At 36.8% G+C, this 26,275-nt stretch carries 26 protein-coding genes; 10 read left to right on the top strand and 16 right to left on the bottom strand.

From position 1 onward, the window contains the following. Nucleotides 1-41: 41 nt before the first annotated feature. Both tssC and tssB read right to left on the bottom strand, forming a co-directional pair. Nucleotides 42-1,499 (bottom strand): type VI secretion system contractile sheath large subunit, encoded by a 1,458-nt coding sequence (gene tssC / locus PTUN_RS20715; protein WP_009836747.1) that lies wholly within the window; start codon nucleotides 1,497-1,499, stop codon nucleotides 42-44. A gap of 42 nt (nucleotides 1,500-1,541) precedes the next feature. Then, a complete protein-coding gene (tssB, locus tag PTUN_RS20710; protein WP_232284962.1) occupies nucleotides 1,542-2,009 on the bottom strand; it encodes a type VI secretion system contractile sheath small subunit in 468 nt (155 codons plus the stop codon). Nucleotides 2,010-2,270: 261 nt separating this feature from the next. Here tssB and PTUN_RS20705 point away from each other — a divergent pair, with 261 nt between their 5' ends. The 6 genes from PTUN_RS20705 to PTUN_RS20680 all read left to right on the top strand — a co-directional run bounded on the left by PTUN_RS20705 (nucleotide 2,271) and on the right by PTUN_RS20680 (nucleotide 8,326). Beyond that, the gene (locus PTUN_RS20705) at nucleotides 2,271-2,909 is read left to right on the top strand and encodes a response regulator transcription factor (protein WP_009836749.1); all 639 of its coding nucleotides are present in this window, start codon (nucleotides 2,271-2,273) and stop codon (nucleotides 2,907-2,909) included. 17 nt (nucleotides 2,910-2,926) lie between these two features. Next, nucleotides 2,927-3,190: a hypothetical protein gene (locus tag PTUN_RS20700; protein WP_009836750.1), complete on the top strand. Its 264-nt coding sequence runs from the start codon at nucleotides 2,927-2,929 to the stop codon at nucleotides 3,188-3,190. Nucleotides 3,191-3,305: 115 nt separating this feature from the next. Beyond that, a complete protein-coding gene (locus tag PTUN_RS20695) occupies nucleotides 3,306-4,097 on the top strand; it encodes a PDC sensor domain-containing protein (protein WP_009836751.1) in 792 nt (263 codons plus the stop codon). Between the two features lie 39 nt (nucleotides 4,098-4,136). Continuing rightward, on the top strand, nucleotides 4,137-5,297 hold the full coding sequence (locus PTUN_RS20690) for a type III PLP-dependent enzyme (protein WP_009836752.1): 1,161 nt from the start codon (nucleotides 4,137-4,139) through the stop codon (nucleotides 5,295-5,297). A gap of 12 nt (nucleotides 5,298-5,309) precedes the next feature. After that, the gene (locus PTUN_RS20685; protein WP_009836753.1) at nucleotides 5,310-6,566 is read left to right on the top strand and encodes an MFS transporter; all 1,257 of its coding nucleotides are present in this window, start codon (nucleotides 5,310-5,312) and stop codon (nucleotides 6,564-6,566) included. Nucleotides 6,567-6,742: 176 nt separating this feature from the next. Then, the gene (locus tag PTUN_RS20680) at nucleotides 6,743-8,326 is read left to right on the top strand and encodes an AbgT family transporter (RefSeq protein WP_040643444.1); all 1,584 of its coding nucleotides are present in this window, start codon (nucleotides 6,743-6,745) and stop codon (nucleotides 8,324-8,326) included. A 53-nt stretch (nucleotides 8,327-8,379) separates the two neighbouring features. Here PTUN_RS20680 and PTUN_RS20675 read toward each other — a convergent pair whose 3' ends face one another. The 3 genes from PTUN_RS20675 to dapA form a co-directional block, all read right to left on the bottom strand. After that, nucleotides 8,380-10,611: a carbohydrate binding family 9 domain-containing protein gene (locus PTUN_RS20675; RefSeq protein ID WP_040643445.1), complete on the bottom strand. Its 2,232-nt coding sequence runs from the start codon at nucleotides 10,609-10,611 to the stop codon at nucleotides 8,380-8,382. A 212-nt stretch (nucleotides 10,612-10,823) separates the two neighbouring features. Further along, entirely contained in the window at nucleotides 10,824-12,131 is a 1,308-nt protein-coding gene (locus PTUN_RS20670; RefSeq protein ID WP_009836756.1) for a DEAD/DEAH box helicase, read from the bottom strand. A gap of 179 nt (nucleotides 12,132-12,310) precedes the next feature. Beyond that, a complete protein-coding gene (gene dapA / locus PTUN_RS20665; protein ID WP_009836757.1) occupies nucleotides 12,311-13,228 on the bottom strand; it encodes a 4-hydroxy-tetrahydrodipicolinate synthase in 918 nt (305 codons plus the stop codon). Between the two features lie 188 nt (nucleotides 13,229-13,416). Between dapA and PTUN_RS20660 the strand changes: the two genes are divergently transcribed. After that, on the top strand, nucleotides 13,417-14,067 hold the full coding sequence (locus PTUN_RS20660; protein WP_009836758.1) for a DUF6058 family natural product biosynthesis protein: 651 nt from the start codon (nucleotides 13,417-13,419) through the stop codon (nucleotides 14,065-14,067). Here the strand turns inward: PTUN_RS20660 and PTUN_RS20655 are convergent. Then, nucleotides 14,064-14,327 (bottom strand): hypothetical protein, encoded by a 264-nt coding sequence (locus PTUN_RS20655; protein WP_009836759.1) that lies wholly within the window; start codon nucleotides 14,325-14,327, stop codon nucleotides 14,064-14,066. The genes PTUN_RS20660 and PTUN_RS20655 overlap by 4 nt on opposite strands. Before the next feature lie 243 nt (nucleotides 14,328-14,570). On the opposite strand from PTUN_RS20655, the gene PTUN_RS20650 reads away from it, so the two are divergent. After that, nucleotides 14,571-14,825 carry a type B 50S ribosomal protein L31 gene (locus PTUN_RS20650; RefSeq protein WP_009836760.1) on the top strand — a complete coding sequence of 85 codons (255 nt, stop codon included), beginning with the start codon at nucleotides 14,571-14,573 and terminating at the stop codon, nucleotides 14,823-14,825. Then, on the top strand, nucleotides 14,822-14,947 hold the full coding sequence (gene ykgO / locus PTUN_RS20645) for a type B 50S ribosomal protein L36 (RefSeq protein WP_009836761.1): 126 nt from the start codon (nucleotides 14,822-14,824) through the stop codon (nucleotides 14,945-14,947). The genes PTUN_RS20650 and ykgO overlap by 4 nt, the downstream gene beginning before the upstream one ends. A gap of 51 nt (nucleotides 14,948-14,998) precedes the next feature. Here the strand turns inward: ykgO and PTUN_RS20640 are convergent, their stop codons facing one another. After that, complete coding sequence (locus PTUN_RS20640; protein ID WP_009836762.1) at nucleotides 14,999-15,385, bottom strand: cytochrome b562; 387 nt, start codon at nucleotides 15,383-15,385, stop codon at nucleotides 14,999-15,001. A 179-nt stretch (nucleotides 15,386-15,564) separates the two neighbouring features. Further along, a complete protein-coding gene (locus tag PTUN_RS20635; RefSeq protein WP_009836763.1) occupies nucleotides 15,565-17,805 on the bottom strand; it encodes an acyl-CoA dehydrogenase in 2,241 nt (746 codons plus the stop codon). A 314-nt stretch (nucleotides 17,806-18,119) separates the two neighbouring features. Here PTUN_RS20635 and PTUN_RS20630 point away from each other — a divergent pair, with 314 nt between their 5' ends. Next, a complete protein-coding gene (locus tag PTUN_RS20630; RefSeq protein WP_119081695.1) occupies nucleotides 18,120-18,452 on the top strand; it encodes a YybH family protein in 333 nt (110 codons plus the stop codon). Between the two features lie 36 nt (nucleotides 18,453-18,488). Here PTUN_RS20630 and bfr (PTUN_RS20625) read toward each other — a convergent pair whose 3' ends face one another. From bfr (PTUN_RS20625) to dnaJ, 8 genes are all read right to left on the bottom strand, one after another. Then, the gene (gene bfr / locus PTUN_RS20625) at nucleotides 18,489-18,968 is read right to left on the bottom strand and encodes a bacterioferritin (RefSeq protein WP_009836765.1); all 480 of its coding nucleotides are present in this window, start codon (nucleotides 18,966-18,968) and stop codon (nucleotides 18,489-18,491) included. A gap of 1 nt (nucleotide 18,969) precedes the next feature. After that, nucleotides 18,970-19,440, bottom strand: a complete 471-nt coding sequence (gene bfr / locus PTUN_RS20620) for a bacterioferritin (RefSeq protein ID WP_009836766.1) — start codon at nucleotides 19,438-19,440, stop codon at nucleotides 18,970-18,972. 198 nt (nucleotides 19,441-19,638) lie between these two features. Beyond that, nucleotides 19,639-20,121 (bottom strand): MgtC/SapB family protein, encoded by a 483-nt coding sequence (locus PTUN_RS20615; RefSeq protein ID WP_009836767.1) that lies wholly within the window; start codon nucleotides 20,119-20,121, stop codon nucleotides 19,639-19,641. Between the two features lie 16 nt (nucleotides 20,122-20,137). Further along, nucleotides 20,138-22,450 carry a Fe(2+) transporter permease subunit FeoB gene (feoB, locus tag PTUN_RS20610; RefSeq protein WP_009836768.1) on the bottom strand — a complete coding sequence of 771 codons (2,313 nt, stop codon included), beginning with the start codon at nucleotides 22,448-22,450 and terminating at the stop codon, nucleotides 20,138-20,140. Further along, nucleotides 22,450-22,680, bottom strand: a complete 231-nt coding sequence (locus PTUN_RS20605) for a FeoA family protein (RefSeq protein ID WP_009836769.1) — start codon at nucleotides 22,678-22,680, stop codon at nucleotides 22,450-22,452. Before PTUN_RS20605 ends, feoB begins: the two co-directional genes overlap by 1 nt. A 145-nt stretch (nucleotides 22,681-22,825) precedes the next feature. Further along, complete coding sequence (locus tag PTUN_RS20600; protein WP_009836771.1) at nucleotides 22,826-23,050, bottom strand: hypothetical protein; 225 nt, start codon at nucleotides 23,048-23,050, stop codon at nucleotides 22,826-22,828. Nucleotides 23,051-23,826: 776 nt separating this feature from the next. After that, nucleotides 23,827-24,522, bottom strand: coding sequence for a diguanylate cyclase domain-containing protein (locus PTUN_RS20595; RefSeq protein ID WP_009836773.1), 696 nt, complete (start codon nucleotides 24,520-24,522; stop codon nucleotides 23,827-23,829). Between the two features lie 479 nt (nucleotides 24,523-25,001). Beyond that, a complete protein-coding gene (gene dnaJ / locus PTUN_RS20590; protein WP_009836774.1) occupies nucleotides 25,002-26,132 on the bottom strand; it encodes a molecular chaperone DnaJ in 1,131 nt (376 codons plus the stop codon). Nucleotides 26,133-26,275: the final 143 nt, after the last annotated feature.

Here is a 26,275-nt window from a genome sequence, read left to right as displayed (position 1 = left end):
TCCTTCTACTTTTATGCTTTAAATTAAGCACTTAAATTCTATTAACCACGCTCTAACATACTTGTAAGTGATAAAGTAAAATTAGCGCCCATAAACTTAAAGTGAGGTGTTACTTCTAATGCAACTTCATACCAACCAGCCTCTGTATCAACTTCATTTACTCGAAGCATCGCCTTACGCAGAGGCCTTTGACTACGAGTTGCTGCTGAAGGACTATCTTGATCAGCTACGTATTGTCTAATCCATTTATTAAGTTCCATTTCTAAATCACCACGACTTTTCCAGCTTCCTAGGTTTTCACGTTGCAATACTTTGATGTAATGTGCGAGGCGATTAACAATGAATAAGTACGGTAATTGTGTACCTAGTTTATAATTAAGCTCAGCTTGACGACCTTCATCATCATTGGTAAATTTACGCGGCATTTGAACTGAGTTTGATGAAAAGAATACCGCACTGTCTGAATCTTTACGCAGAGTCAGCGGAATAAACCCTAATTCAGACAATTCATATTCTTTACGATCTGACAATTGCACTTCTGTTGGACCAACGACTTTAGTGGTACCACTGTCATCAACTAAGTTAATCGACAGATCTTTTACTTCACCACCAGATTGTGGGCCTATAATATTTGGGCACCAGCGGTATCTAGCAAAACTATCGGTTAACTTTGTGGCATAAGCAAAAGAAGCATTTCCCCATAAGTACTGTGATTGATTCGTAATGCCTTCAATATAATTAAAACTACGAACGGGTATGTTTTCACCATACGTTGGACGAAGCATAAAGCGAGGCAGTGCTAAACCAACATTTCGCGCATCGTCTGAGTCTCTAAATTGTCGCCATTTAATATATTGCGGACCTTCGAACATCGCTTCGATTTGTTTTAAATCTGGAATTTCAGCAAATTCGTTTAAGGAGAAAAATTCTGGTGAAGCTGCGGCTATAAAGGGTGCATGGTTCATTGCTGCAAGGCTAGACATGTGGCTAAGAAGCTCTACGTCTTGATTACTGTGAGATAAGCTATAGTCCCCAATAATGACGCCGTAGGGATTACCACCAAATTGGCCAAACGCATCTGTATAAACTTTACGATATAAACCACTTTCAGTTATTTCAGGTGAATCTTGAAAGTCATTAAGTAATTCTTCTTTATCGACAGATAAAATTTCAACTTTGATGTTTTCACCAAATTCAGTTCTATCAACTAAAAACTTTAAACTTCGCCATGGTGCTTCTAAAGATTGGAAAGTTGGATGATGGAGTACCTCATCCATTTGTAAACTTAACTTGCGGTCTAATTCTTCAATTAATTGTTCAACATAGCGCTTATCGACTCTTAATTCACTTGCATCTGCCTCTTGCTCAAATATGCGAGTAAATAAAGAATGCATGCCAACTGAGGCAATCGAATAACTCAAATCATCTTCGGGGATCTTACTAAGGGCTAGTAGGCCATCAATAAGAGATTCATTCACTGTTGTAGTTGCTGTAGCCATAACTTTTTCCTAAACTAAGCCTTGGGCAAAACCCATTCGACCCTATTGCAGTAATCCAATTTCTTTTTTCAACTCATTTCGTGATGCTTCATCAGAGAGTAATCGCTGAATTTGACGACGCATTTGTGGCGAGTTTCCCAAAGGCCCTTTTAATGATTTTAATGCTTCTCGTAACTGCAGAATTTTTTTCAATTCATCAATCTGCTCAATGATTTGATCTGGTTCAAAATCAGACAGTTTTGAAATATCAAGCGATATATCAATTGTCTCTTCAGAATCACCCATCATTTTGTTTGGAACACTAAAATTTAATTTCAAATCAAGGTCATCCATAACTTCATCAAAATTACTTTTATTAACATTGATTAGTTTTCTGGCTTCGGTATTGAGTGCATCCTTGGTTTGTGTGAAGTCCCCTAATACCAATACTTTAAAAGGCAGTTCAATTCCCTCTTTTGCAGCACCGGTAGCAGGTCGATATGAAATGTTAATTCTTTCTTTTGGGGCCACTGAACCGACCCCTTTTGAGCGTGATGCCATAAAAACCTCCACAATTTGCTTGGTTAATAAAACCTTTAAAAAACAATAGACATAACAAAATGGAAACTATCAGTTAATACGGCAATAGCTTCTCTCTATAGTTGACCTACTTAGAAATATAAACTAACTATATGTAACAATATTTTTAACTATTTAAGTTAGCCTAAGCATAGAGTGTGTTTTTATATTTACCTTCCCTAATTTTAGGGGGAACGAGTTAGTGGAAATAAGATGAAAGAGATACTAATTATAGATGATGACGAAGTTCATATATCTAAAATAAGGGATGCATTAAAATTTGCTTATAGGGATGTAAAAATAACCAACAAAAAAGGTACTAAAAATATTTTTAATACTATATTACCTACAGACTTTAACATGATTATCGTTTCATATAAAAATGACATAAAATTGGCAAATTTAATTATTAATGAAGCAATTAATCTGGATAAAAATCTTAAAGTCATCATTTATTCTTATTTTGATGATCAAAACAGTATTTTAAATTTATTACACTTACCTGCTGCTGCAATTGTCCTCAAACAAGATAGTTATAACTGTCTGGTTCGCGCTTTTAAAGGACTCGATATTGAGACGCCACAACTGTCAAACAAGGTAATAAAAACCCTGATCCAACTGCATCATCAGGCTTTTGCTATGCACTTTGAACCGATAAAATCACTCACAAAAAGAGAAAATGATGTTTTAATTGAATTAGTTAAAGGCTCATCAAACAAGGAGATAGCGCGAGATTTAAATATTTCAAGCTTCACAGTAGCGGATCATATCAAATCAATGTTTAGCAAACTAAATGTGTCTTCTCGTGGTGCAGTAATAGCGTATGGTTTAAACCAAAGGCAAATGCACTGAATTTACAAGGTATAAAAATGAACACTTCAGCTAGCGATTTTGAAACTGAGACTACGGTTGGTAAAAGCGCTTTTATTGATAAAAATGGCCAAGTAAACATTAATGCTATACCCAGGCCTAATGGTGTTGGCTGGAAATTAATTCAGGTAATTAATCTAGCACCCAAAGAGAATATTCTGCAATTTTTTTGGCAAAAAGAGAAAGTAGATGAACCTAAAAATGGTGAAAAAAAACATTTAAAATTAACTATAAATTCAACCACATTAAAACATCAGCAATAGTTTATTTATTTAGCAAGCTTGCTATTAATTAGCTGTTACCTATATTTAAATCCAACTGCAAACTTCTTTATCTCATTATAATCATTGTTATAAATAATAAGGTTTTAAACACTTTATGGGTACAGAAAACTTTCAAGGTAAAAACTATAAAATATACCCACTATACGAAGCTATATTCATTGGTATTTCGGTATTTTTGGCTATTTTCATTACTACTTACTTTATTTATCAACATGCTATAAATGCCCAAAAAGGGGAAATAAAAGAAGGGTTAATTCGAACGGCGCAAGTGGTTGCCGTTTTTATTGATGGGGATGAACATAAAAAATTTATTAGTTCTGAACAAGAAAAAAGCGACAGCTATTTACATTCAATTCAACCATTTGAAGCGGTATTAAACGCAGATAAATCAATCAAATATCTCTATACAACCATATTAAAGGACGACAAGGTTTACTTCATCTTAGATCCCACGCCTTCTGGTGATGCTGATGGTGACGGTGTTGATGATAAAGCACACATTATGGATGAATACACCGAAGCAAGTTCTGAAATTAAGCAGGCACTCAGAAATCAAGAGATTGTTGTTTCTGAGCAACCTTACTCTGATAGATGGGGATCGTTTGTCAGTGGTTATATCCCTTTTTATGACAAATCCGGAAATTTTTCTGGGGTGCTTGGAATTGATATTGAAGCAAAAAACTATTTTGAACGACTAGCTCCTATCAAGCGAGCCACAACAAGAACCATGGTTGCAGGCTTTTTTATTGCTTTTTTGATTGCTTCGTTAGTATGGTTTACCCGCAACTTTGGATTAGTTGTCAACCAAAAACGATTAGATGCCTATGAACGGATCATTGCCAAACAGTCAGCACAGATAAAAGAATCCCATCTTGATGGGGATTAAACATAATCGTTCAAATTTTAGCTCTTTTAGGAATCAATCATGCAGCTGACTGAAAAACTCAATTCATTTTTGAATAAACCAATTTCAACCCCTTTTTTGGTTGTTGATTTAGATGTTTTAGCCCATCAGTACAGACGTTTGGTGACAGCTATGCCTAATGTTGTCTGTCACTATTCAGTAAAATCAAATAGTGCCCGTGCTGTGTTGGAAAAACTATTCGCCTTGGGCAGTTGTTTTGAAGCTGCGAGTATTAATGAAATCCATGCTTGCTTTGCCGCTGGGGCCAAAGCAAATCAAATTCACTTTGGCAATACCATCAAAAAAATCTCTGATATTGAAACTGCTTATCAGCTTGGAGTGCAAAGTTATGCATTTGACTGTTATGAAGAGCTGGTAAAATTAGCACAATATGCCCCAGGGTGTCGGGTCGTATGTCGCCTAAAAAATGATGGCAAAGGTGCCCATTGGGGTTTATGTCATAAATTTGGTTGTAGTCTCACCGAAGCGGTTGATTTTTTATCGCGATCTGTTTTGTTAGGTTTAGAACCTTATGGTTTATCTTTTCATGTTGGCTCACAACAACAATCTCCTGATGCATGGCATAGAGCTTTAGTAGATGCGAGATGGGTCGCTGATGAACTTGTAAAACAAGATATAAAAATTGGCCTTATCAATTTAGGTGGTGGTTATCCTGCATCTGGTTATCTAAATGATTCAGATAATGAAGTTGATTACTCAATGGAGTTTTTTGGTAAATGTATTAGTGAAAGTTTAACGGCTATCTTTGGTTCTTGGTCTGGGGATTTGAAATTTATTTGTGAACCTGGTCGGTATTTACTTGCTGAAGCTGGTGTTGTGAAAACCACCGTAATATTGGCATGTGAACGAATGTTATCTGACCAAATTCATCGCTGGTTATATTTAGACGTAGGGAAGTTTAATGGGCTATATGAAGCATCTGATATCAAATATCCAGTTTTACATCACGCAGATCAGCGTTCAGATAAAACATCAACCATTTTAACCGGGCCTACTTGTGATAGTAGTGACATGCTAAGTTATAAAAATCACCTTCATCACTTACCATTTACTATTGCAGTGGGTGATCCACTCATGTTTTGCTGTGCAGGAGCTTACAGTAATAGTTATTCATGCAAAGGATTTAACGGCTTCGAACCACTAGCTGAATATTATATTTAGAGATCCATTCGTATGACATCCAATGAAATTAGTGTTAACAAATCAACTAATATGCCGCAGTCTTTTGGCTTAAGCTTATTTTCCAATGTGCTCAGTTCGTTTATTGCTAGCTGTTCGATGGGGATGCTCGCTATTTTAGTTCCAGTGCAATTAGCAGACCTTGCTTTTAATGATTCAACAATTGGTAACGCACTGGCATTTGAAACTATTGCCTCTTTACTTATATGTTTGTTACTGCCAAATATTTTACGTAAGTTAGGTTTAACTATTGGTATTTTACTTTCTGCTGTATTGCGTGTACCAACTGTATTCGTTTTTCCCTATTTCAGTGGATTAGATGTACTGATCCCGGCGATTTTTATTCATGGTGCGGGTTGTTATGCGCTGCTCATTTTGCTCCAAACTTGGGTCAATTCAATCCCATTTGCAAAAAATAAAGGCCTAATGATTGCAATTTACAGTACTTCTATTTCTGTAGGTTTTGCAATCGGTCCTATTTTAGTCAATTTTCTCAAAGCACGGCCTGAATTTGCAGCGAGTATGAGTGATTCGGTACTTGCAACGACCACAGCAATAATAGGACATGCTCCAGTGGTCAGCAACGCGCCTGAATTTGTCTTTGCGGCATTTTTGAGTGCCCTGGCTCTTTTGCCCACCATCTTATTATTTCAAGTCATTCCAAAAGTCGGTTTTACTGGTACAGCTAAAATCTGGCAAACCATAGTCAATTGTAAAGGAGCTATGTTCTCGATTGCGATGGCTGGTGTATCTCAATTTGGCGCAGGTGCATTTTTAGCAATTTATGGCATGAAAAATGGGTTAACTCTTCACGATGCTAGCTTATTACTGACCTCATTTATGATTGGATCTCTTATCTTAGAAGTACCTATTGCATGGTTATCTGACTATTTTGACCGACGCTATTTTATCGTTTGGTGCTCTTTTGCCAGTATGGTGTGTGCTGTTTACTTGCCAATTGCGATTTATACCCCGGTGCAAGCATGGATATTAGCCTTTATTTGGGGAGGTGTCATCGCTGGAATTTATTCGGTTTCACTTGCACTCGTAGGTGAGCGTTACCCCGATGATGATGAATCGGTTGCCGCCAATGCAGGTTATTCTCTGATGGAAAGTATAGGTGGTACACTCGGGATTATTGCTATTGGGTTTTCAATGGAAAAGTTAGGTACTGATGGAATGCCCTATGTCATTATGTTTGCCAGTATTTTATATTTTTCATTTGCGCTGACACGTTATCGCATTGAATAAATAACTCAATTGTTACGACTTAACAGCAAAGCATGTTCAGAATCAAAGCGATGAAACTAAAATTTACTTAAAACTTGATTTTTCATCGCTTTGCTTTGTTATCTTATCGAAATAAATATGACCGACTAAGTTGCTAAATGTTAGTTTTCGACAATTTTGTGTTAATCGGTCATTCTATGTCACAGTCGCAATCGTTCAATAACAACAAGTCCAATTGGTTTAATCGTTTTTTATCAACTATTGAATTTATGGGCAACTTACTGCCCCATCCCATCACCTTATTTGCTTTGTTCAGTTTAGCAATCATTCTGTTTAGCGGCATTGCTTCTTGGTTTGGTTTAACGGCGATAGATCCTAGACCAATTGGTACAGCCGGCCGTGAAGCCGATGGCATCATCGAAGTGGTTAGTTTACTCAGTGCTGAAGGTTTACAAAAAATAGTGACTGGTCTTGTCACTAATTTTACTAATTTTGCACCGCTAGGGACCGTACTTGTCGCTTTATTAGGGGTAAGTGTTGCTGAGCACTCAGGGCTTTTGTCTGCTGCGATGCGTGGTATGGTTATGGGGGCTTCAAAACGCTTAGTCACTTTTATGGTTGTATTTGCTGCTATTTTGTCAAATACCGCCTCAGAGCTTGGTTACGTGGTATTAATTCCTCTTGCAGCTATGATATTTCATAGTTTAGGTCGTCATCCTCTTGCAGGTTTAGCGGCAGCATTTGCGGGCGTTTCAGGTGGTTATTCTGCTAATTTATTATTAGGAACAATCGACCCTTTACTGGCTGGGATCACAACTCCTGCTGCACAAATGATTGATCCAAGTTACGTTGTTGGTCCTGAAGCTAATTGGTACTTTATGATTATTTCAACATTTGTCATTGCCATTTTAGGTACGTTAGTAACGGACAAAATTGTAGAGCCTCGTCTTGGTGTTTATAACCCTAAAGATGCGTCGGTGGATTTAGATGATAACCAAATAACACACTTAACAGATATTGAGCGTAAAGGTTTAAAGTATGCAGGTTTTGCCTTATTCATAATGCTTGGACTCTTAGCGTTAACCATAGTGCCAGAAAATGGCATTTTGCGTCATCCAGTTGAGGGGACAGTTGCTAATTCTCCCTTTTTACAGGGCATTGTAGTGTTTATTTTTGTTACGTTTGCGATCCCTGGATTTGTTTACGGTAAAATTGTTGGCACTATGCAAAATGACGTAGATGTTATAAATGCTATGAGCAAAAGTATGAGTGCGATGGGCGTTTATATTGTATTAGTGTTTTTTGCCGCTCAATTTGTAGCTTTTTTTAAATGGACAAATTTAGGTACCATTCTCGCGGTTAATGGCGCAGCACTTTTACAAACGTTGCAACTAACAGGCCCCGAAGTATTTGTTTTATTTATTTTAATGTGCGCAGTTGTTAACTTGAGTCTTGGCTCATCTTCTGCGCAATGGGCGATCACAGCCCCGATTTTTGTACCCATGCTAATGCTCATTGGCTATTCGCCTGAAATCATTCAAGCGGCTTACCGTATTGGTGATTCTGTTACTAACTTAATCACCCCTATGATGAGTTATTTCGGTCTCATATTAGCTGTAGCTACTAAGTACAAGAAAGATATGGGGATAGGCACGTTAATTGCGACCATGCTGCCGTACAGTATTGTCTTTTTTATTGGTTGGGTGAGCCTTTTCTACATTTGGGTATTTGTATTTAATTTACCTGTAGGGCCAAATTCCCCCATTTATTATCAACCTTAGTTCACCACTTAGTAAAAAGGGCTCTTTGAGCCCTTTTTACTTTTCATATGTCTTTATAGTTGCCATGCGTAACTAAACTTAGTAAAGAAGGTGCGTTGATTTCTTTGCAACGATTTCAAATCATCATCTTGATAACCCGTATCAGAGTACCCTAAATAAAATAAGGTTTGCGCATTAAGCTTATAAGAATAAACCAATTGGGTCCCGTAATCTTTATTCACTTCACTGATCTCACGCTGATAAAGCTGTTGATCCTTATCAATATTTTCATACTGTAAAATCAGCTTAAGCATGCTTTGCATGTTAAATTTATAATACAAACGCAAGTCTGTGACATTAGCAGTGAACAAACGCTCACCATCAAGCTCTAAATAGTTGAATTTGTGGCTTAGTACTATTTGAAGATGATTATTCACATCCCATGTAAGGTCTGGTTCAAAAGTAAACGAATCACCTAATCTGGCATGATGATAGTCAATTTCACTGCCATATTCAGTAAACAAAGTTAACTTTATATTTTGGCTCGGATAAAAACCAGCTTGGATATAAGCTGAATTTTGTTTAAAAAAATCATCAAAATAAAATTCGTCAGTATGAGTTAAACCCAACCTAGCATAAGAACGCATTTGCCCTTTAACTAAAAAAATCAACTCGAACTCTTCTTCTAATAGATCACCATTTTGCGCAAAGGTCTTATCCCATTCGGTTTCATATTCCCACGAGGTTAATATGTCTTGATTATCACCGTACCACGTTTGGCCACCACCCAAGGTTATATTTTTATAATCAACTTCTGGTTCATAGCCCAAATCAGCTCTAAAATCCGTGGCAACATTCTCTAAACTGCCATAAAGATGATAATCACGATTTTCACGGCTAAGTTCGAGTTTATAAGCTGCACCTTGCTGGTGTTTATCTAACGAAAAATACTGTTGTAACTCATTAGAGTTTTCGGTATCGCTATAAGACACTTGGTATTGCAACGAATCTGAAGGATTAAACCAATAACCACCACCGATGGATAAAACGGTATTGTGATAACTTTGAGTTTCGCGGTGCGTAGACATTATTGCGAGATTATTTTGCTCACCAATATCGAGTTGATAACTAAGCGCTGCTACTTTCGACTTTTCATCTAAATTAGCCAAAGAAGAGCCTTGATTACTTGGAATAATCAAATTGGTATTTTCATCATCAGTTAACAATATGCCATAACTGTGATTGTCTGACTTACCAGTCAATTTCACTCCATAATCAGGCGCCGCAATATTTCGGGTATAGAGTAAATTAAAATGGTTAGTCTTGAAAAAAGATGCTCCATCCAAAAAGAAGGGCCTTTTTTCATCATAATATAAAGAATCGTTGCTATTAATATCGAGTTGTATTGTATCTGCTTCAACCGTAGAAAAATCAGGATTGATGGTTGCATTTATCACTGCATCTTGTGTAAACCCCCAACGCAGGTCAACGCCTAATTCCTTATCAACCTCTCCTGCTTGCCAAGCGCTTGGTAAAATTGGTTTCTCATCATGACGTAAAGCTGTTAAAGAAGGGACAATTTGAATGTTTTTTGTCTCTGGAATATTGGATAAACCAACTAGCTTATCAAATTGGCATAGACTACAAGCAACATCAAGATCAAAACCAACATTAGCCATTTGATACAAAACTTCGCGCGGATAATTTCGCCATACCGCAATACTCCATGTTTGCTGCGCTCCACCTTTTGGAAAACGTAGTGCGCTAAAAGGAATGCGCATTTCAACCACATAACCTTCAGTGGTAATTTTTGCAGCGCTGTCCCAAATCGCGTTCCATGACGCATCCTCAGCCCAGCCGTTAACATCGCTCATAGCCATGTCACCTTGAGCACCAAAAGGATTAACGTAAAACTCATAGCCTGTTCGCTCATCATTAAACGTATCTATCATTAAGGCAACGTTATCATCGGCCCATAAATCATCACGATCACGCAATGCAGCACGAATCTTTGTTGGATCCGGATCATGAGCGATAAATGCAACATACAAACTCTCGCCATCTTCAAATATATACGCATCGGTCTTAACTGGCGGAGTCAAATCACCAACCGGTTCATTACGGTAGATTAACGGAATATGAGTTGCCTGTTGCCAAGCTGCTTCAGTTAATTCACCATCTATTTCAATAGCTGCACTTTGGTGCACTAAATTGAACTGTTGCTTAGTCATTTGGGCTGAAGATAGTGGGATAAAACAAAAGTAGAGACTTGCTAACGCGGCAATATATTTCTTAGAGTCGAACATGAATATCCATATAAATTAATAATATAAACCCGTTGATTTTAAAGATAATTATACGAAAAAGATAGTTGACTACCTAACAAAAATGCCTTCAATTCACTTTATGATTCTTTGTTAAGTGAATTTTGGCAATAAAAAAAGCCACCTAAGTGACTTTTTAAATCTAACGACTGTTGCCTTGTCCTGAAATGTGTTTACACAATTAGGACTTAACTTTATTTTTTTAAAGTAGGCTTTGTGTTTTTTATCGCATTACGTACATTTGCAATTTTTGAGCGATTTTTGATGCGCGCTTCACCTTGCTCTTGACCACCGACACTATTAACTCGTGCTTTACGGCGACGATGGCTAGGTGTGCTGTGAATTGTTTTAATTAAATTATCACGGCTACTGACTTCAAAGCCTGGATAATAAATTCGACGAATTGATGTACCAATCAAGGCTTCAATGTTTGCAAGGGTATGCTCTTCTTCACGACTAACAAATGATACCGCCTGACCAATATTACCAGCTCGACCTGTACGTCCAATACGATGAACATAATCTTCCGCTAGAAAAGGTAAATCAACGTTAATAACGCGTTCTAAACCAACGATATCAAGGCCACGAGCTGCAACTTCGGTTGCCACTAATACACGAACTTTACCTTCTTTAAACTCACGTAAAGCTCGACGGCGTGCACCTTGAGTTTTGTCACCATGACACACAGCAGCAGAAATACCAAACTGGTTGAGCTCCTCAACCACACTGCTCGCTGTTTCTTTCATGTTTACAAATACGAGTACCTGATGCCAATTTTTACGGCCAATCAACTCTGACAATAATTCATTTTTTCTGCGCTCTTCAACTGGATAAACAACGTGTTGCACTGTTTCTGCTGTTGAATTGTCTTTTGTAGCTTGGACGATTTTAGGCTGCTTTAAAACGGAAGCCGAAAACTGTTTCATTGAGCTTGGGTAAGTTGCCGAAAATAATAAAGTTTGTCTTTCATCATTCACTGCGGCCATTAACATTTTGATATCGTTAATAAACCCCATATCTAACATGCGGTCAGCTTCATCAAGCACTAGAAAACTAACATTAGATAAAGACACGTTACACATTTGGATATGTTCAAGTAAACGACCCGGCGTTGCAACGATAATGTCTGCCCCCGCTTTAAGCTTAATCGCTTGGCCTTTATGACTTACACCACCAAATATTGCAGCCACGCTAATATCTAAATACTTACCATATCTTTCAAAGCTGTTTGCTATTTGCTCTGCAAGTTCACGTGTAGGTGCAAGTACAAGCGCTTTGGCATTTGAAGCAACTCTTGGCGTTGGAGTATCAATGAGTTTTTGTAAAATAGGTAAGGCAAACGCAGCCGTTTTACCGGTCCCTGTTTGCGCATTAGCTAGCACGTCATGGCCTCTGCGAACATGAGGGATAGCTAAACGTTGAACCGGACTTAGTTCGGTATAACCGCATTCATCAATCGCTCGTAATATTTCAGGGGCAAAACTAAAAGACTTAAAATTCATTGTGTATTCCTAACGCTATTTCCAGCCAAAAAGCCGAAATTTTGGCCGCAAATTATACTTGATTTGATCAGCACTGTCGCCAGTTATTCACATTCTTATGATGAATAAATAGATTATGATTAAAAAGACATGGTATGGCTAAATCAAGGAGGAAAATCCCCCCTTGATAAGATTTTAGTTTAAGCAGTTAGAATAAAGGCGTCATCAGAAAGATGATTTGCTTTACCACCAACTAATTCGTTTACATCAAACTCACTCATTAATGACAGGCCAATTTCACGCTGTGAATGAGTTAATGGGACATAAGGAAGACGAAAAACCGGTTTTACCGCACCTGTCATCATTAATGCGGTGTTGATAGCGATTGGATTTGGCTCGCAAAAAAGCCAATTCATGAGTGGCTGAGTGTGCGTATTTAAGGCTGGATTAGATTTATCCATTAGTTGGCGCATAATGTTTGGAACCAGATTTGATGTAACTGAAATGACACCATGTGAGCCAAATAAATGCCTAGCATCATGGGCCTCATCATCATTTCCCGACCAACAGGCTATACCCTGACGCTCATAATCAGCAATACGTTCGTTACCCGCACACTCTTTAATGCCGATAAAATTAGGGTGTGACGCAAAGGGAATGAGTATTTCAGGCGTTAAGTCTTGTCCAGTACGACCCGGCACATTATAAATAAACGCAGGCCCCAGCGCTAAGACTCGACTCAAATGCTCTTTCACACCAGCAATGGATGAGCGACCATAATAAGGATTGATTTGCAGTGCAGCATCCATTCCTGTGGCAAAACCATATTGGGTAGCTTTTATCGCTTCACGGGTATTATTACTTCCTGTATTACCAACGATGATGAGTTTATCTGAAAATTTGGCAACACTATGAGCAATTAACATTAAATGCTCTTCCCAATTCATGAGCTGACCTTCGCCCGTTGTGCCACCAACAACGATGCCATCTACGTCTGCATCAATTTGAGCAAGCACAAGTTGATCGTAAGCATTTAAGTCAATTTCACCATTGGCTTGATAAGGTGTTTTGATTGCAGTGATAAGAGAAGCGTTTTTTAGTTGTTCAATTGAGCGCATAGTCTGTGAATTATCCTGTTAAAAACTTTGGTCTTTGTATCATATTTAAGAAAATTTGCCGAGCAGAGAAAGTCTAATAGCCCTTAAAATCTGAAAAATATATTTTTTGATTAGATGATTGTTTTTGTAAAAAACATTTGCCACAATAAACACTGTATATAAAAACAGTGTTTATTATCGAGCCCACTATGACGTTATTTGAATATCTATCAAATCATTATTATGACCAAACACAACTATTACAAAGTTGCCAAGTAGATGAAGAAACGCTACTACAATGGCAAGAAAAAGGATTATTCCCAAAACCAGCATATCGACTTAATAGTGAAATTGAATGCAGCTCGTATTATGGTTTGCATAAGTGTACTGAATATTGGGATTATTTTGCTCGCGGCTACGATAAATGGGCTAAATTGTTACTCAGTCAAACCGAGATTTCAGCGTCCAAAGCGTATGAAATTTTTTACCACAAATATTGCAATCATTTAAGTTTACTGGCGCAGCAAGGCTTGTATAGTCAAGATGAATGTTTTAATGATGATTTACACGAACATGTACAGAACCAATGGCAGCATTTTCTGAATGGCAAATTTGGCTTAATAACTCAAAATGGCTTAATAGAAGAAATTGTAGAGGTTGAACTGGCCATAAATATTATCAGCACCGTCACTGAACTAAATACAAAAAAAGAGCTTGATGACGAAGAACGTCAAACAGTGCGCCTAGCCATCAAAAAACTAAGTAAATCATTAAGCCACTTCGCTCCCCATGAGCGAAAACAAAGTTACCGGACGCGATTTATCGACAATACAATTAAACTATATAATTTAAAAGCCTAATGGCTGTTTTCAAAACGTCCACGACTAATTTCAAATGCTTGGAGAATTTTTCTTTCTAATTCAGTAAGGTTATCAATCCAAGCATCTACTTTTTCATCATCATCGTTTTCACTCATTGATTGGTAATGAGCTAATAAATTAATTAATGTTTCTGCTGAAATGTTTGCATTATCAATTTGAGTGAATATATCAAGTTTTTTGTCATGAGCTTTTATTGCAGTTAAACAATTTAAATTTAATTCGGCTATTTGTTTATCCATTTTTTATACTCCTAATCGTTCTTACACTCTTTGTTATACCAGTGTTTATTGATTTAGCCAGTCAATTTTAATCGCTCAAATACTGTTTGCTGATTATGTAAACACTTTTCAATCATTATCGCCATTCAACAGCGTATTAGACACACTAAATGCACTTTTAAAATAATTAAATACAAATAAGATTGATTCCACTCTAAAACAAATATAAAGTTATGATATACTATCACATAATGGAGTTTCATCATGAAACCAAATATCCACCCTTCTTACCAACAAGTGGTTTTTCACGATACCGCAGCAGATAAATTTTTTATCATCGGCTCAACATTATCAACCTCTAGAACTATTGAATTAAAAGGCATCACTTATCCTTACGTGCCTATTGATGTATCGAGTGAATCTCACCCATTCTATACAGGCAAACAAAAAGTAAATAAATCTGATGGCCGTGTAGCAAAGTTCAATCAACGATTTGGTGTATTAGGAAGTAAAAAATGAAGGTGCTGAGTTCACTAAAATCAGCTAAAACAAGGCACAAAGACTGTAAAATCGTGAAAAGAAAAGGCAGACTTTACGTTATTTGTAAGAGTAATCCGAAATTTAAAGCTGTACAAAAATAATATAAAACCCAGTATGCGATAATACTGGGTTTGCTTATCATTTAAAACGTATTAACCAAATATCAATTGCCAAAGACTTGGCTCATGATACTTATGATATTCTTTACGAAGTCCATCAACTGATTTCAATATTGATTGCGCTTCAAGTAGTTGACCATTCTTTGCAAGTACTTCGGCTTTATTTATTAGCACAAGTACTTTATCAATCCCTTCAATTGATACGACACTTTTTTCTGGCGGGAATCCAAGCTCTTTGCTTTTGAGTACCAACGATTTAAATTCATTTAAATGGTTGATTAATGAGTCAACATTTTGGGCTTGCATGGTATTTTTATAACTGAGTGCCATATTTTTCATGGTCACCTCTAAGTCATTTTGAGCTAAAACAGTATGAGAAAAGAAAAAAAGTGTAAAGCTAAAAGCAATCAGAATCTTCATAGTAAACCTTAAACAAAAATGTATAAGGATTATAAAGCATTCACTGATGAGCACAAAATGTAAAGCCCCTTTACAGAAATAAAAAACGCCCCACGTTGCTAGACATGGGGCGTATAAATATAAAATGTTATGCAAACTGAATTGACAACCATAACATTTAGCATTGTTGAACGTTTAACTTAAGAGTTAGCTACTTTTAACTCACTTTGAGCTGCTACTAACTCTAAATCATAATCGTACTCATCGACACGAATTGCTCTTTCGCGTTTTAGGTTGTAATCAATTAATTGCTTGTACTCATCAGCAGTGACAACTTTAGCATTAAGCGCATTCTCTAGAGTTTCAGCAAATCTTACACCTGCTTTAATTTGTTTACTTCTAAGAGCTTGCTTCACTTTTTTCAGTAAATCTAAACATGCTAGTTTGGCGAGATATGCTTGCTCATTAATATAGTGACCATCACCTGGTACTGAGCGAACTAAATGTGTTAGCTTTTTCTTGAACGATGTATTTAATTGCGCCTGCTCTGCTAATTCGCGAATTAAGTTATCAGAAATTTTCGGCATTTTAGCGCTGTAGGTTACAGTGATTAAGCGCATGAATTTCCGTGTTGCACCCGATGGGAAGTTATCCAAGAACGCTAATAACGCATTTTCAGCATTCATTAATGCCCAACGTGTTGCATAATGAAAGTATGGAGCCGCTTGATTACGCTCATCTACAGTCACTTTTTGCTCATAGAAACGGATACATGCCATTGCTGCATATAAATAGCTCATCACATCACCTAAACGAGCAGATAACAACTCAGCTTGTTTTAGTTTACCACCTAGCACTAATAACGAAAAATCGGCATAAACGGCTAGTTTAGATGCTAACTTTTGTACTGATTTCTCATATTGTTTTACTTCTGCAAGTTCTGAAGAAGCACTTGCAGTGAAAGGTAATAAACCTAAACGGAATGAGCGTAAACTGTTTGCTACACTGTAACCAACCGTTTTTCTGAATATTTTGTTAAATTCTTTATCCGCATTTTTGTCATCGCTATGAATTGCTTCAACCATAGACTGCAGGTATGGATGACAACGCATTACACCTTGACCAAAAATCATTAAATTACGCGTTAAGATATTGGCCCCCTCAACCGTAATAGCAATTGGTTGAGCAACATAACCTTTTGCTAACGTATTTTGTGGGCCGCACTGAATTGCTTTACCTGCTTGAATATCCATTGCTGAATTTAACGTATCACGGCCAATTTCAGTCATATGATACTTAGCAATAGCAGTTACAACTGATGGTTTTAAACCTAATCCTAGGCCCTCAGTTGTTAATACGCGCATCGCTTCTTGCAAAAATGTTTTACCTGCAATATCGGCAAGCTTTTCTTGAATACCTTCAAACTGACCAATTGATAAACCAAACTGCTCACGAACTGCGGCATACTCACTCGCAGATTTCAAAGCAACTTGACTTGTAGAACAACCTAGAGCAGGTAAAGAAATACCACGGCCTGCACCTAAGCAGCTAACAAGCATCTGCCAGCCACGACCAATATTTTTTTGTCCACCGATAATGAAATCCATTGGAATAAACACTTTTTCACCACGGGTTGTACCATTATAAAAACGGATCCCCATAGGGTCATGGCGATTACCAAGTTCTACGCCTGGATGTTCACGTGGAATAAGTGCACAAGTAATACCTAAATCTTCTTTCGCACCCAATAACCCTTCAGGATCACGTACTTTAAATGCAAGACCTAACACTGTCGCTATTGGTGCTAATGTAATATAACGTTTGTCCCAAGTAATACTTAAACCAAGTACTTCTTTGCCTTGATATAAACCTTTAGTCACAATGCCTTGATCTGGAATTCCGCCAGCATCAGAGCCAGCTTCAGGGCTTGTTAGTGCAAAACAAGGAATATCTGTACCATTTGACAAGCGTGGTAACCAAAAAGAACGTTGCTCTTCTGTACCATAATGCATCAATAATTCACCTGGTCCTAATGAGTTAGGCACCATTACAGTTACTGCAACACCTGAACTTTTTGTAGCAATTGTTGCTACGATAGTTGAATTAGCATATGGACTAAACTCGCGACCACCGTATGCTTTAGGAATGATTAAAGAGAAGAAACGCTCTTTTTTAAGAAAATCTAAGATGTAATCTGGTAAATGCTTACCATTTTGAATCTCTGTATCATCAATAAGTTCAAGTAACTCCATTACTGGGCCGTCAAGAAAGGCTTGTTCTTCAGCCGTTAATTGACCGTTTGGCACAGCACGTAATGCAGAAAAATCTGGTTTGCCTCGATAAATCGAGCCCTCTAACCATACATCGCCTGCGTCAAGCGCCTCTTGTTCGGTAATAGAAATACTAGGTAATACTTTTTTTAATGTTGTTCGTAAGCTCATTTTAACTCATCCGACCAGATTCAATTACCTTCTATTACGTCATAAAAATCGATTTAGATCAATTACTCTAATCTCATTTTTTCACATTTTATTTAAATTTCTTTTTTTCATTTATTAAAATCAATTAATATCAATAAGATATGTAATCAATAAAATTAGCCTGCTATAGTGTTTTTTACTTAATACTTACAATTAAATAGAGAGATCTCATACTAAACCGCTTTAAAATAGCCTTATCCTTACTTTGTTTAGTGCTATACCTTACTCCTTTTACTAGTAAGGCGCAGAACGATAAAGACCAAATAATCTCAATTATGAAAGCCCAAGAAAATGCTTGGAATGAGGGAAATCTTACAGCGTACATGGCCGGCTACTGGCATTCAGAACAACTTAGATTTGTTGGCAAAAACGGTATTAAGTTTGGTTGGCAAGCGACATTGGATAATTATAAAAAAAGTTATTCAACTAAAGAGAAGATGGGCACACTTAAGTTTAATAATATCGATATAGAAGTCACAGAAAGTACTGCTTTTGTACTTGGAAAGTGGCAAATTACACTCAAAGAAGACGTTGTAAGTGGCTATAACAGCTTATTTTGGAAAAAAATAGACAACAAATGGCGTATAGTCATTGATCATTCAAGTTAAAAATTTTGATGGGTCATTAAAGCCCATCAAACATGTTTACTTAGTTGCAGACATTTGTGACTGAATGTAATTAGCGATTCCGATACGTTCAATCAGGCCTAAGTGTTGTTCTAGCCAATAGATATGGTCAGTTTCAGTATCATTTAGCAACTCTTGTAACAAATTACGCGTCACGTAATCTTGTTGTTGCTCACAAAAAGTAATGATACTTCGTAAACTTTCAGCCACCTTATATTCGGCTTGTAAATCATTTTTTAGCATTTGTTCAACAGTATCACCAACGTTAATAGCAACTCTTGAAGCTGTGTCAGCTGTCCCTTCCAAAAACAGGATTCTGTCTATTAATTTTTGTGCATGTTCAAGCTCTTCTTCATATTCATGACTTAGCTGTTGATGGAGTTTATTAATGCCCCAGTCTTGATAAAGCTTACTGTGCGCTAAATACTGATCCATAGAACTTAGCTCTAGAGTAAGTTGCTGATTGAGGCGATTTATAATTGCTTGTGAACCTTTCATCTTAATCCTCCAACATCGATTGCAAGTAATTTTGAATACCAATATTTTTAATTAATGATTGCTGAGTTTCTATCCAATCAACATGCTCTTCTTCATAATCTAAAATGGCATTGAATAGTTCTCGGCTAACATAATCTTGCTCTTGCTCTGCTGTTGCGATAGCTTGGCGTAACAGTTTTATTTGTTCAGCTTGAAATGTAAGATCGCATTGCAGCATTTCTGCTGTCTCTTCACCAATTAATAATTTACCTAATTGCTGTAAATTAGGTAAACCTTCAAGAAACAAAATTCGTTCAATGAGTTCATCGGCTTGTTTCATATCTTTTATTGATTTTTTATATGACTTTTCATTTAACTCCTCTAATCCCCAATTTTTATACATGCGAGCATGCAAAAAATATTGATTAATTGAAGTTAGCTCAGCTGTAAGCACCTGATTTAAAACTGCAAGCATGGTGACAGAACCTTTCATATTCACTCCCTAAAAACGAATCAATTTCGTGCATAACAAACTACCACAAATATAGTTTTTTTATTTGATTCCATTAGATTTTTTTGAAGTAAAAACGAAAAAGCGTTTTAAAAAAAAGATAAGCAACTAAAGATAAGAATAACAATTATTGTTATTTTAAAGCAAAATGAGCCTGCAAAATCAGGCTCACTGTTAAAGTTAACGGCGATTTTTCCAAGTATTAAATTTACTGTGGACACCACGCGTAAGAGAAGCAAAATAAGCCTCCATCACATCAACGCCATATAATATGCCAACCACTAAAACAGAAAGTTTAATCGCAGCAAATTCACCTGCAACGCATATAGCGACACCAATACCCGCAAGTACCCAGATTGTTGCTGCAGATGTTACACCAACAACAATTCCATCTTTGGCGAGCATTACCCCGGCACCTAAAAAACCAACTCCGGTAATCACTTGACCGATAATACGAGATGTATCAGTCACATCATTTATCATCGAATTAGAAGCCGCAACAAACAAATAAGTACCAAGCACTATAAGCGCTGATGTACGAATACCTACCGGCTTACCACGAAGTTGACGCTCTAAACCAACAATAAAACCACATAAAATAGCGGTAAAAATATCAGACCATTGAAATGGATCAATAGCAAAAAAAAGACGTAATTCTTCCATCTATTTGAGTTAACCTTTAAATAATATTAACAACGGGGATTAAAAGGCTATTTTTTTGAGCGTAATAACCATATATTTTCATTGTTAAAATAGCAGCAAATGTAATAACTGCACATCCAGCTAACCAAAAAGATGCAAAAACAGGCTGACTCGCAAAAGTACCTATCTGATATGTTACGGACGCAGTGATATATGCAAGACCCGTAGACCAACCAGCAACAAACAGCATCCACTTTAATCCAGCTTCCCGATAAACTGCACCCATCACTGCAACACAAGGGGTATAAAGCAAAATAAACAGTAAGTAACTAAATGCTGCTATTTTACTCGAAAATAAACTAGCCATTGCATCATACGTAGAGATGTTGACCGCTTGATCTGATGCAGCCTGTGTTTTATCCGTGATCATGGTTTGCGACAAACCTAATGGATCAAGTAAGTTTTCCATTACATTAGACAAATTGGTACCAATTGATGAGACTGCATTCATTAATTGCTGCACGATTGTCTCTTTGACTTCATCTGTTTTAGCTTGGTTTAAACTGCTGTAAAGGCTGTCGAGGGTGCCAACTACCGCTTCTTTGGCAAAAACACCAGTAAAAACCCCAACTGTAGCAGGCCAATTATCTTGCTCTATACCAATTGGATGAAAGACCGGAGTCACGGCCTTACTAATCACACTTAACATCGATTTATCAGTATTATCATTACCAAAACTGCCATCTGTCCCTAACGAACTCAGCACTTTTAGTACAACAAAAACAATAATGATTGTTTTACCGGCACGCATACAAAAGCCACTTAATCGCTCCCATGCCTTAAATACAACACCACGTAATGTTGGTAAATGATAGGCAGGTAACTCCATGATAAAAGGTGTTAAATTGGGTGAGAATAACGTTTTCTTAAGCACTAGGCCCGTTAAGATAGCCATGACAATGCCAATTAAATAAAGTGCAAATACAATGTTTTGACCATTGCTCTCAAAAAATGCAGCAACAAATAACGCATAAACAGATAAACGCGCACCACAAGACATAAATGGTGCCATGGCTATCGTTAATAGCCTATCTTTGTGTGTTTCGAGGGTGCGACTTGCCATTACAGCGGGAACATTACAGCCAAAACCAACAATTAAGGGAACAAATGACTTACCAGGTAACCCGATTGTTCGCATTAATCTATCCATAATAAAGGCCGCTCTGGCCATGTAACCAGAATCTTCAATGAATGCTAAACAAAGATATAAAAAACCAATCACAGGAATAAAAGTCGCAACTAATTGGATCCCTCCACCTAAGCCATCTGCAAGCAGGGTTATCAACCAAGCAGGGGTATTAATTGAAGCTAAAATTTGGCCAAAACCATCAACCAATAATGCGCCTGTCGCAATATCAAAAAAATCAATAAAGGCACCACCAACATTGACCGCGACCGTAAACATTAAATACATAATTGCTAAAAAAATTGGAATACCAAAAATGCGATTTAATACAACTTTATCAATCATTTCACTTAATGTTTCTGATGCGTGTAAACTGCTTTTTTGACAGAACTTAGCAAGTTTCTCAGCTAACTGATAACGCGCATCGGCAAGATTTACAGCCATATTAAAACTGTTATCTTTGTTAAACTCGGACGCTATTGCATCATAATAATCGTTGTTTGAAGCAGCTCTAAAATCTTTATCGCCTATTACGCGCTCTAAAACACCAATTTGTTCAGCACGAGAATAAGTTGAAAAACGAGGTTCGAACTTACTTATTTCACCAAGGGCTTGTTCAACTTGACTAGAATAGGTAGGTAAGCAACTAGAAATGTGTTTTTTGGTCAATTGGGTGCTTATAGCATGCTTAAGCTCAAGAAGACCGGTTTTATCTGATGCAATAATTGCGATCACTGGACAACCGAGTTGCTCACTGAGTGCTGCAGGTTCAATTTCAATGCCATTACGTTTAGCTACATCCATCATATTCAATACAACCAACATAGGTTGTTGCATTTCAAGCAATTGAGCAGTTAAAAATAAGTTACGTTCTAAATTCGAAGCATCGAGAATATTAATAACAAGGTCGGCTTGTTTTGAAACGATATAATCGCGAGCTATTTTTTCATCAAGGGAGGTTTTATCATCATAAACATCGATTGAATAAGTACCAGGGAGGTCAATTAAAGATAAAGTTTCTTCGTGACAAACAAACTGCCCCTCTTTTTTTTCAACCGTTACACCAGGCCAGTTGCCTACTTTTTGTTTTGAACCAGTTAACGCATTAAATAAAGTAGTTTTACCACAATTTGGATTACCAATAACTGCAATCGTTTTAGACATTACACTAACTCCACAAAAATAGAGTCAGCTTCAGCTTTACGTAAACTTAATGAAGAACCACGCACTTTTAACACCATAGGATCACCTAATGGTGCAAAACGAATTACTTCAACTAACGAACCTGGGATTAAGCCCATCGCTAATAATTTTTTTTGAAGTTCGTTATTATTATTATCAAAACTGACTATTCGAGCAGCAGCACCTAGAGAAATTTGATTTAAGCGTGTCATAAGGGTATCAATATAGCTGTTATTGCGCTTAATTTTACTCCTAGCAACGCATCATGCAAGTGATAGTTATTTACATTCTAATTTAAATCTAAATAACCATCACTTTTGCTTAAAAATCGTTCTAACATTGCATATCCTAAATGAATTAGCATTGACTCACTTGTAAAACTTGAAGTTGCTGTTGGAGGGTTTGTATTTTTATTTGTAATTGATTTAAGCGATTTTGGTTCGGCTTTTGCTGCGCTTTCACCAAAATGTATAAAGTCCGTTTTGCTATTTTAAAGTCTGTGGCAACATCCGAAATCAACTTTTTATTAATCAAGACTTCATTAATAGCAGCTTGATATTCTAAAGGGGTTAACATAGCCATTACTTGCACTCCTTTTCATTCGTTTTGATATCGTATTCTGTATCAATAGGCCATTGACTAATCTCAACGTTAAATATCGTGTAAAAATAGTCCCATACACCATTAATTTGTAAATAAAATAATTTCATCGTTAAGTCTCCTTGGTAAAGATGTTATCTATCAAACTCTATGCCAAAACAATAAAATTATAACCCATTGAATTTTAACAATTAAAAACAATCGCATTTTAGTGTTTGAATAATATTCACTAAAGTAGTGCATATTTGTTTCATTATGGGACAAAGACACTGGCTTTTATTCGTGCCGAGTAAAATGATGCAGATAAATTTTATATCTTGGCTAAAAATACAATTGTAGGGGCTACTGGTTTTTGAATCATAATTGTCATTAGGGTGTTGCCAGCAAATTAATAGTAACAAATCTCTGTTCTGGTGTTTTGGATAAAGGATTTTGAAGAGTGAGAAAAACGGTTGATTTGCCAATACTGAGTTTCTTACACGTTAAGCAATTTCATTTAACGATGTAACTAGCTGCCCTAAATAGACTGATTAACTCGATTTCAGGCTATTTTATATTTCAAGTTAGATGCTATTTGCTCTGACATCATTTTTACCAATACGATTTATTCTGAAAAGATGAATCCAACTCGCATATATGCCACATCAGATCCATCCAATAACAATTTAAATTCAGCGACTTTTTAACCTAGCCGAACTATATCGCTAGTTTAATTAGTTTATATTGCTAAATATGAGCTTGGTAAACTAAGAGTAAAGTTATAACTGTAATAATTTTTCATCTAGGGCTTCGAAGATTGTTTGAAGCTCGACAAAATGCAGTAATACGATAGCAACACATTCTATTTTTACGGCTTGAAGGGAATTAAATCGACTCGATAATTCAATGTTTTTGATTTGTTCAATCAAAAACGCATTACTCTGTGCTGTCCCTTCAGGACAAAAGATCATGTACTGACTGGTATTACGATTTATTAAAAGTTGATCTGTGCCAAGTTTAAGTGAGATTTGATACAAGAGTTCAATTGTAACTTGCTCAGATACATCTAATCCTAATGTATTTTTAATATTTTCAAGGCCATTTATGTCAACCAATAAAAATGAACATGGATAGCTTTGCCCTTGTTTTAATTGTAATAATAAACGCTCTAAAGCTCGTTGGTTAGGTAATTGCGTAAATGGGTCAAGCATCGATAACTCTTCGCAAAATAACGATAATATTTTTACATCTTGCCAACGTCGATAGGCAAAAAGGCCAAATATTGCGGTCATCAGGATAAGCGCAGTAAAAATTTCATCCACTTCATACGTTTCATGAGCACGAGAAAAGTTATGGATAACTTCAAGTACATCTAAACGTGAGCACAGTAAGAAAATAACTAAAAATGAACCAGTTAAAACAATAAAATCTGTTTTACTTCTTTTTTTAACTTTAGTTTTAAGTAAATCTATCAATTAGACCTCTATGACAGCGCTGGCAAAATAGCATCCTATCAGATTTAAATATAGAATGAGAATACTTATTATTTCAAACACCTAAAACGCTGTTTAATATCAAGTTTGTTAAAATAATCACTAAAACAATATTTAATCTGACTTTAGAAAAGAGATTGACCAACATCTTAATTTACACTTATGTCTTGCTACTCCCAAGCTTCAGATTTTCACCAATCTCCAGACGGATAAATACATCACTAGCGAGTCAATCAAATGCAATAACGTTAAAAATAGTAACTTGAAATAAATTCTTAATCTAAAGTTCAGATTCATTTATTTATCCAGATCAGCGCAAGTTTGTTAATGAAAATACAAAATAAACTTTCAAACTCAAGCTAAGTAATATTTTATTTATTTGTTAGCACTAAGCAGACTGATACTATTTTATAGTCATAAAAAAAGCGCCTTCAAGGCGCTTTTTTAGTGAAAAATAGTAGTTACTTAGTTAAGTCATCAAAAAACTTTTTCACACCATCAAAAAAACCTTGTTCTTTAGGTCTATTTTTACTGGTATTGCTTCCCATGCTTTCTTCGAGTTCACGTAATAATTCTTTTTGACGTTCATTCAAATTCACAGGCGTTTCAATCACAACTTTACAAATTAAGTCACCAATTGCACCACTTCGTACAGATTTAACACCTTTTGCACGTAAGCGGAACATTTTATCAGTTTGGCACTCTGACGGGATTTTTAACTTGGCACGACCATCAAGTGTCGGCACTTCAACATCCCCACCTAATGCTGCTGTGGTAAAACTAATTGGCACTTCACAGTACAAGTTATTACCATCACGCACAAAAATAGCGTGTTCACGAACAGAAACCTGAACATATAAATCACCTGCTGGTGCACCATTGAGTCCGGCTTCACCCTCGCCTGATAAACGAATGCGATCACCCGTATCAACGCCAGCTGGAATTTTCACAGACAAGGTTTTAGTTTTCTCAACTCGGCCTTGACCATGACACTTATTACATGGGTCTGAAATGATTTGGCCACGACCACTACAGGTTGGACATGTTTGCTGAACAGCAAAAAATCCTTGGCGCATTTGCACCTGACCCGAGCCATGACATGTACCACACGTAGTTGGTTTAGAGCCTGCTTTTGCACCACTACCATCACATGGATCACATGAAACCCAAGTCGGTACTTTTATTTCAACACTTTTGCCACGAACCGCTTCTTCTAAGCTTAAATCCATGTTGTAACGTAAATCGGCACCACGTTGCTGACGAGATTGACGACGACCACCGCCACCGAAAATATCACCGAATACATCACCAAAAATATCGCCGAAATCACCTTGGCCACCACCAAAACCACCATGTCCGCCACCTTGTTCAAATGCAGCGTGACCATATTGGTCATAGGTTTTGCGTTTTTGGCTATCGGTTAAAATCTCATACGCTTCTTTTACTTCTTTGAATTTAGCTTCAAGATCTTTATCACCTGCGGTGCGATCAGGATGGTATTTCATCGCTAAACGTTTATAGGCTTTTTTGATGTCACGTTCGCTGGCATCGCGCTCAACACCAAGTACTTCGTAATAATCGCGTTTTGACATAGTTTACAACTCTACCCTAGTTCGTCCCGAAGGCATTTGGCTTATTCTAGCCTCATTACCCAAGCTTAGATGTGGGTAAAACAGCCTTTTGTTCATATTTTAAATAGACTAAGGGCGCATTAGACTTTACAGCCTACGCGCCC

Origin of the sequence: Pseudoalteromonas tunicata, from assembly GCF_002310815.1 — a bacterium.
GTDB classification, from domain to species: domain Bacteria; phylum Pseudomonadota; class Gammaproteobacteria; order Enterobacterales; family Alteromonadaceae; genus Pseudoalteromonas; species Pseudoalteromonas tunicata.
The sequence above is the reverse complement of the archived record's forward strand: the minus strand, read 5'-3'. Positions and strand labels throughout refer to the sequence as shown.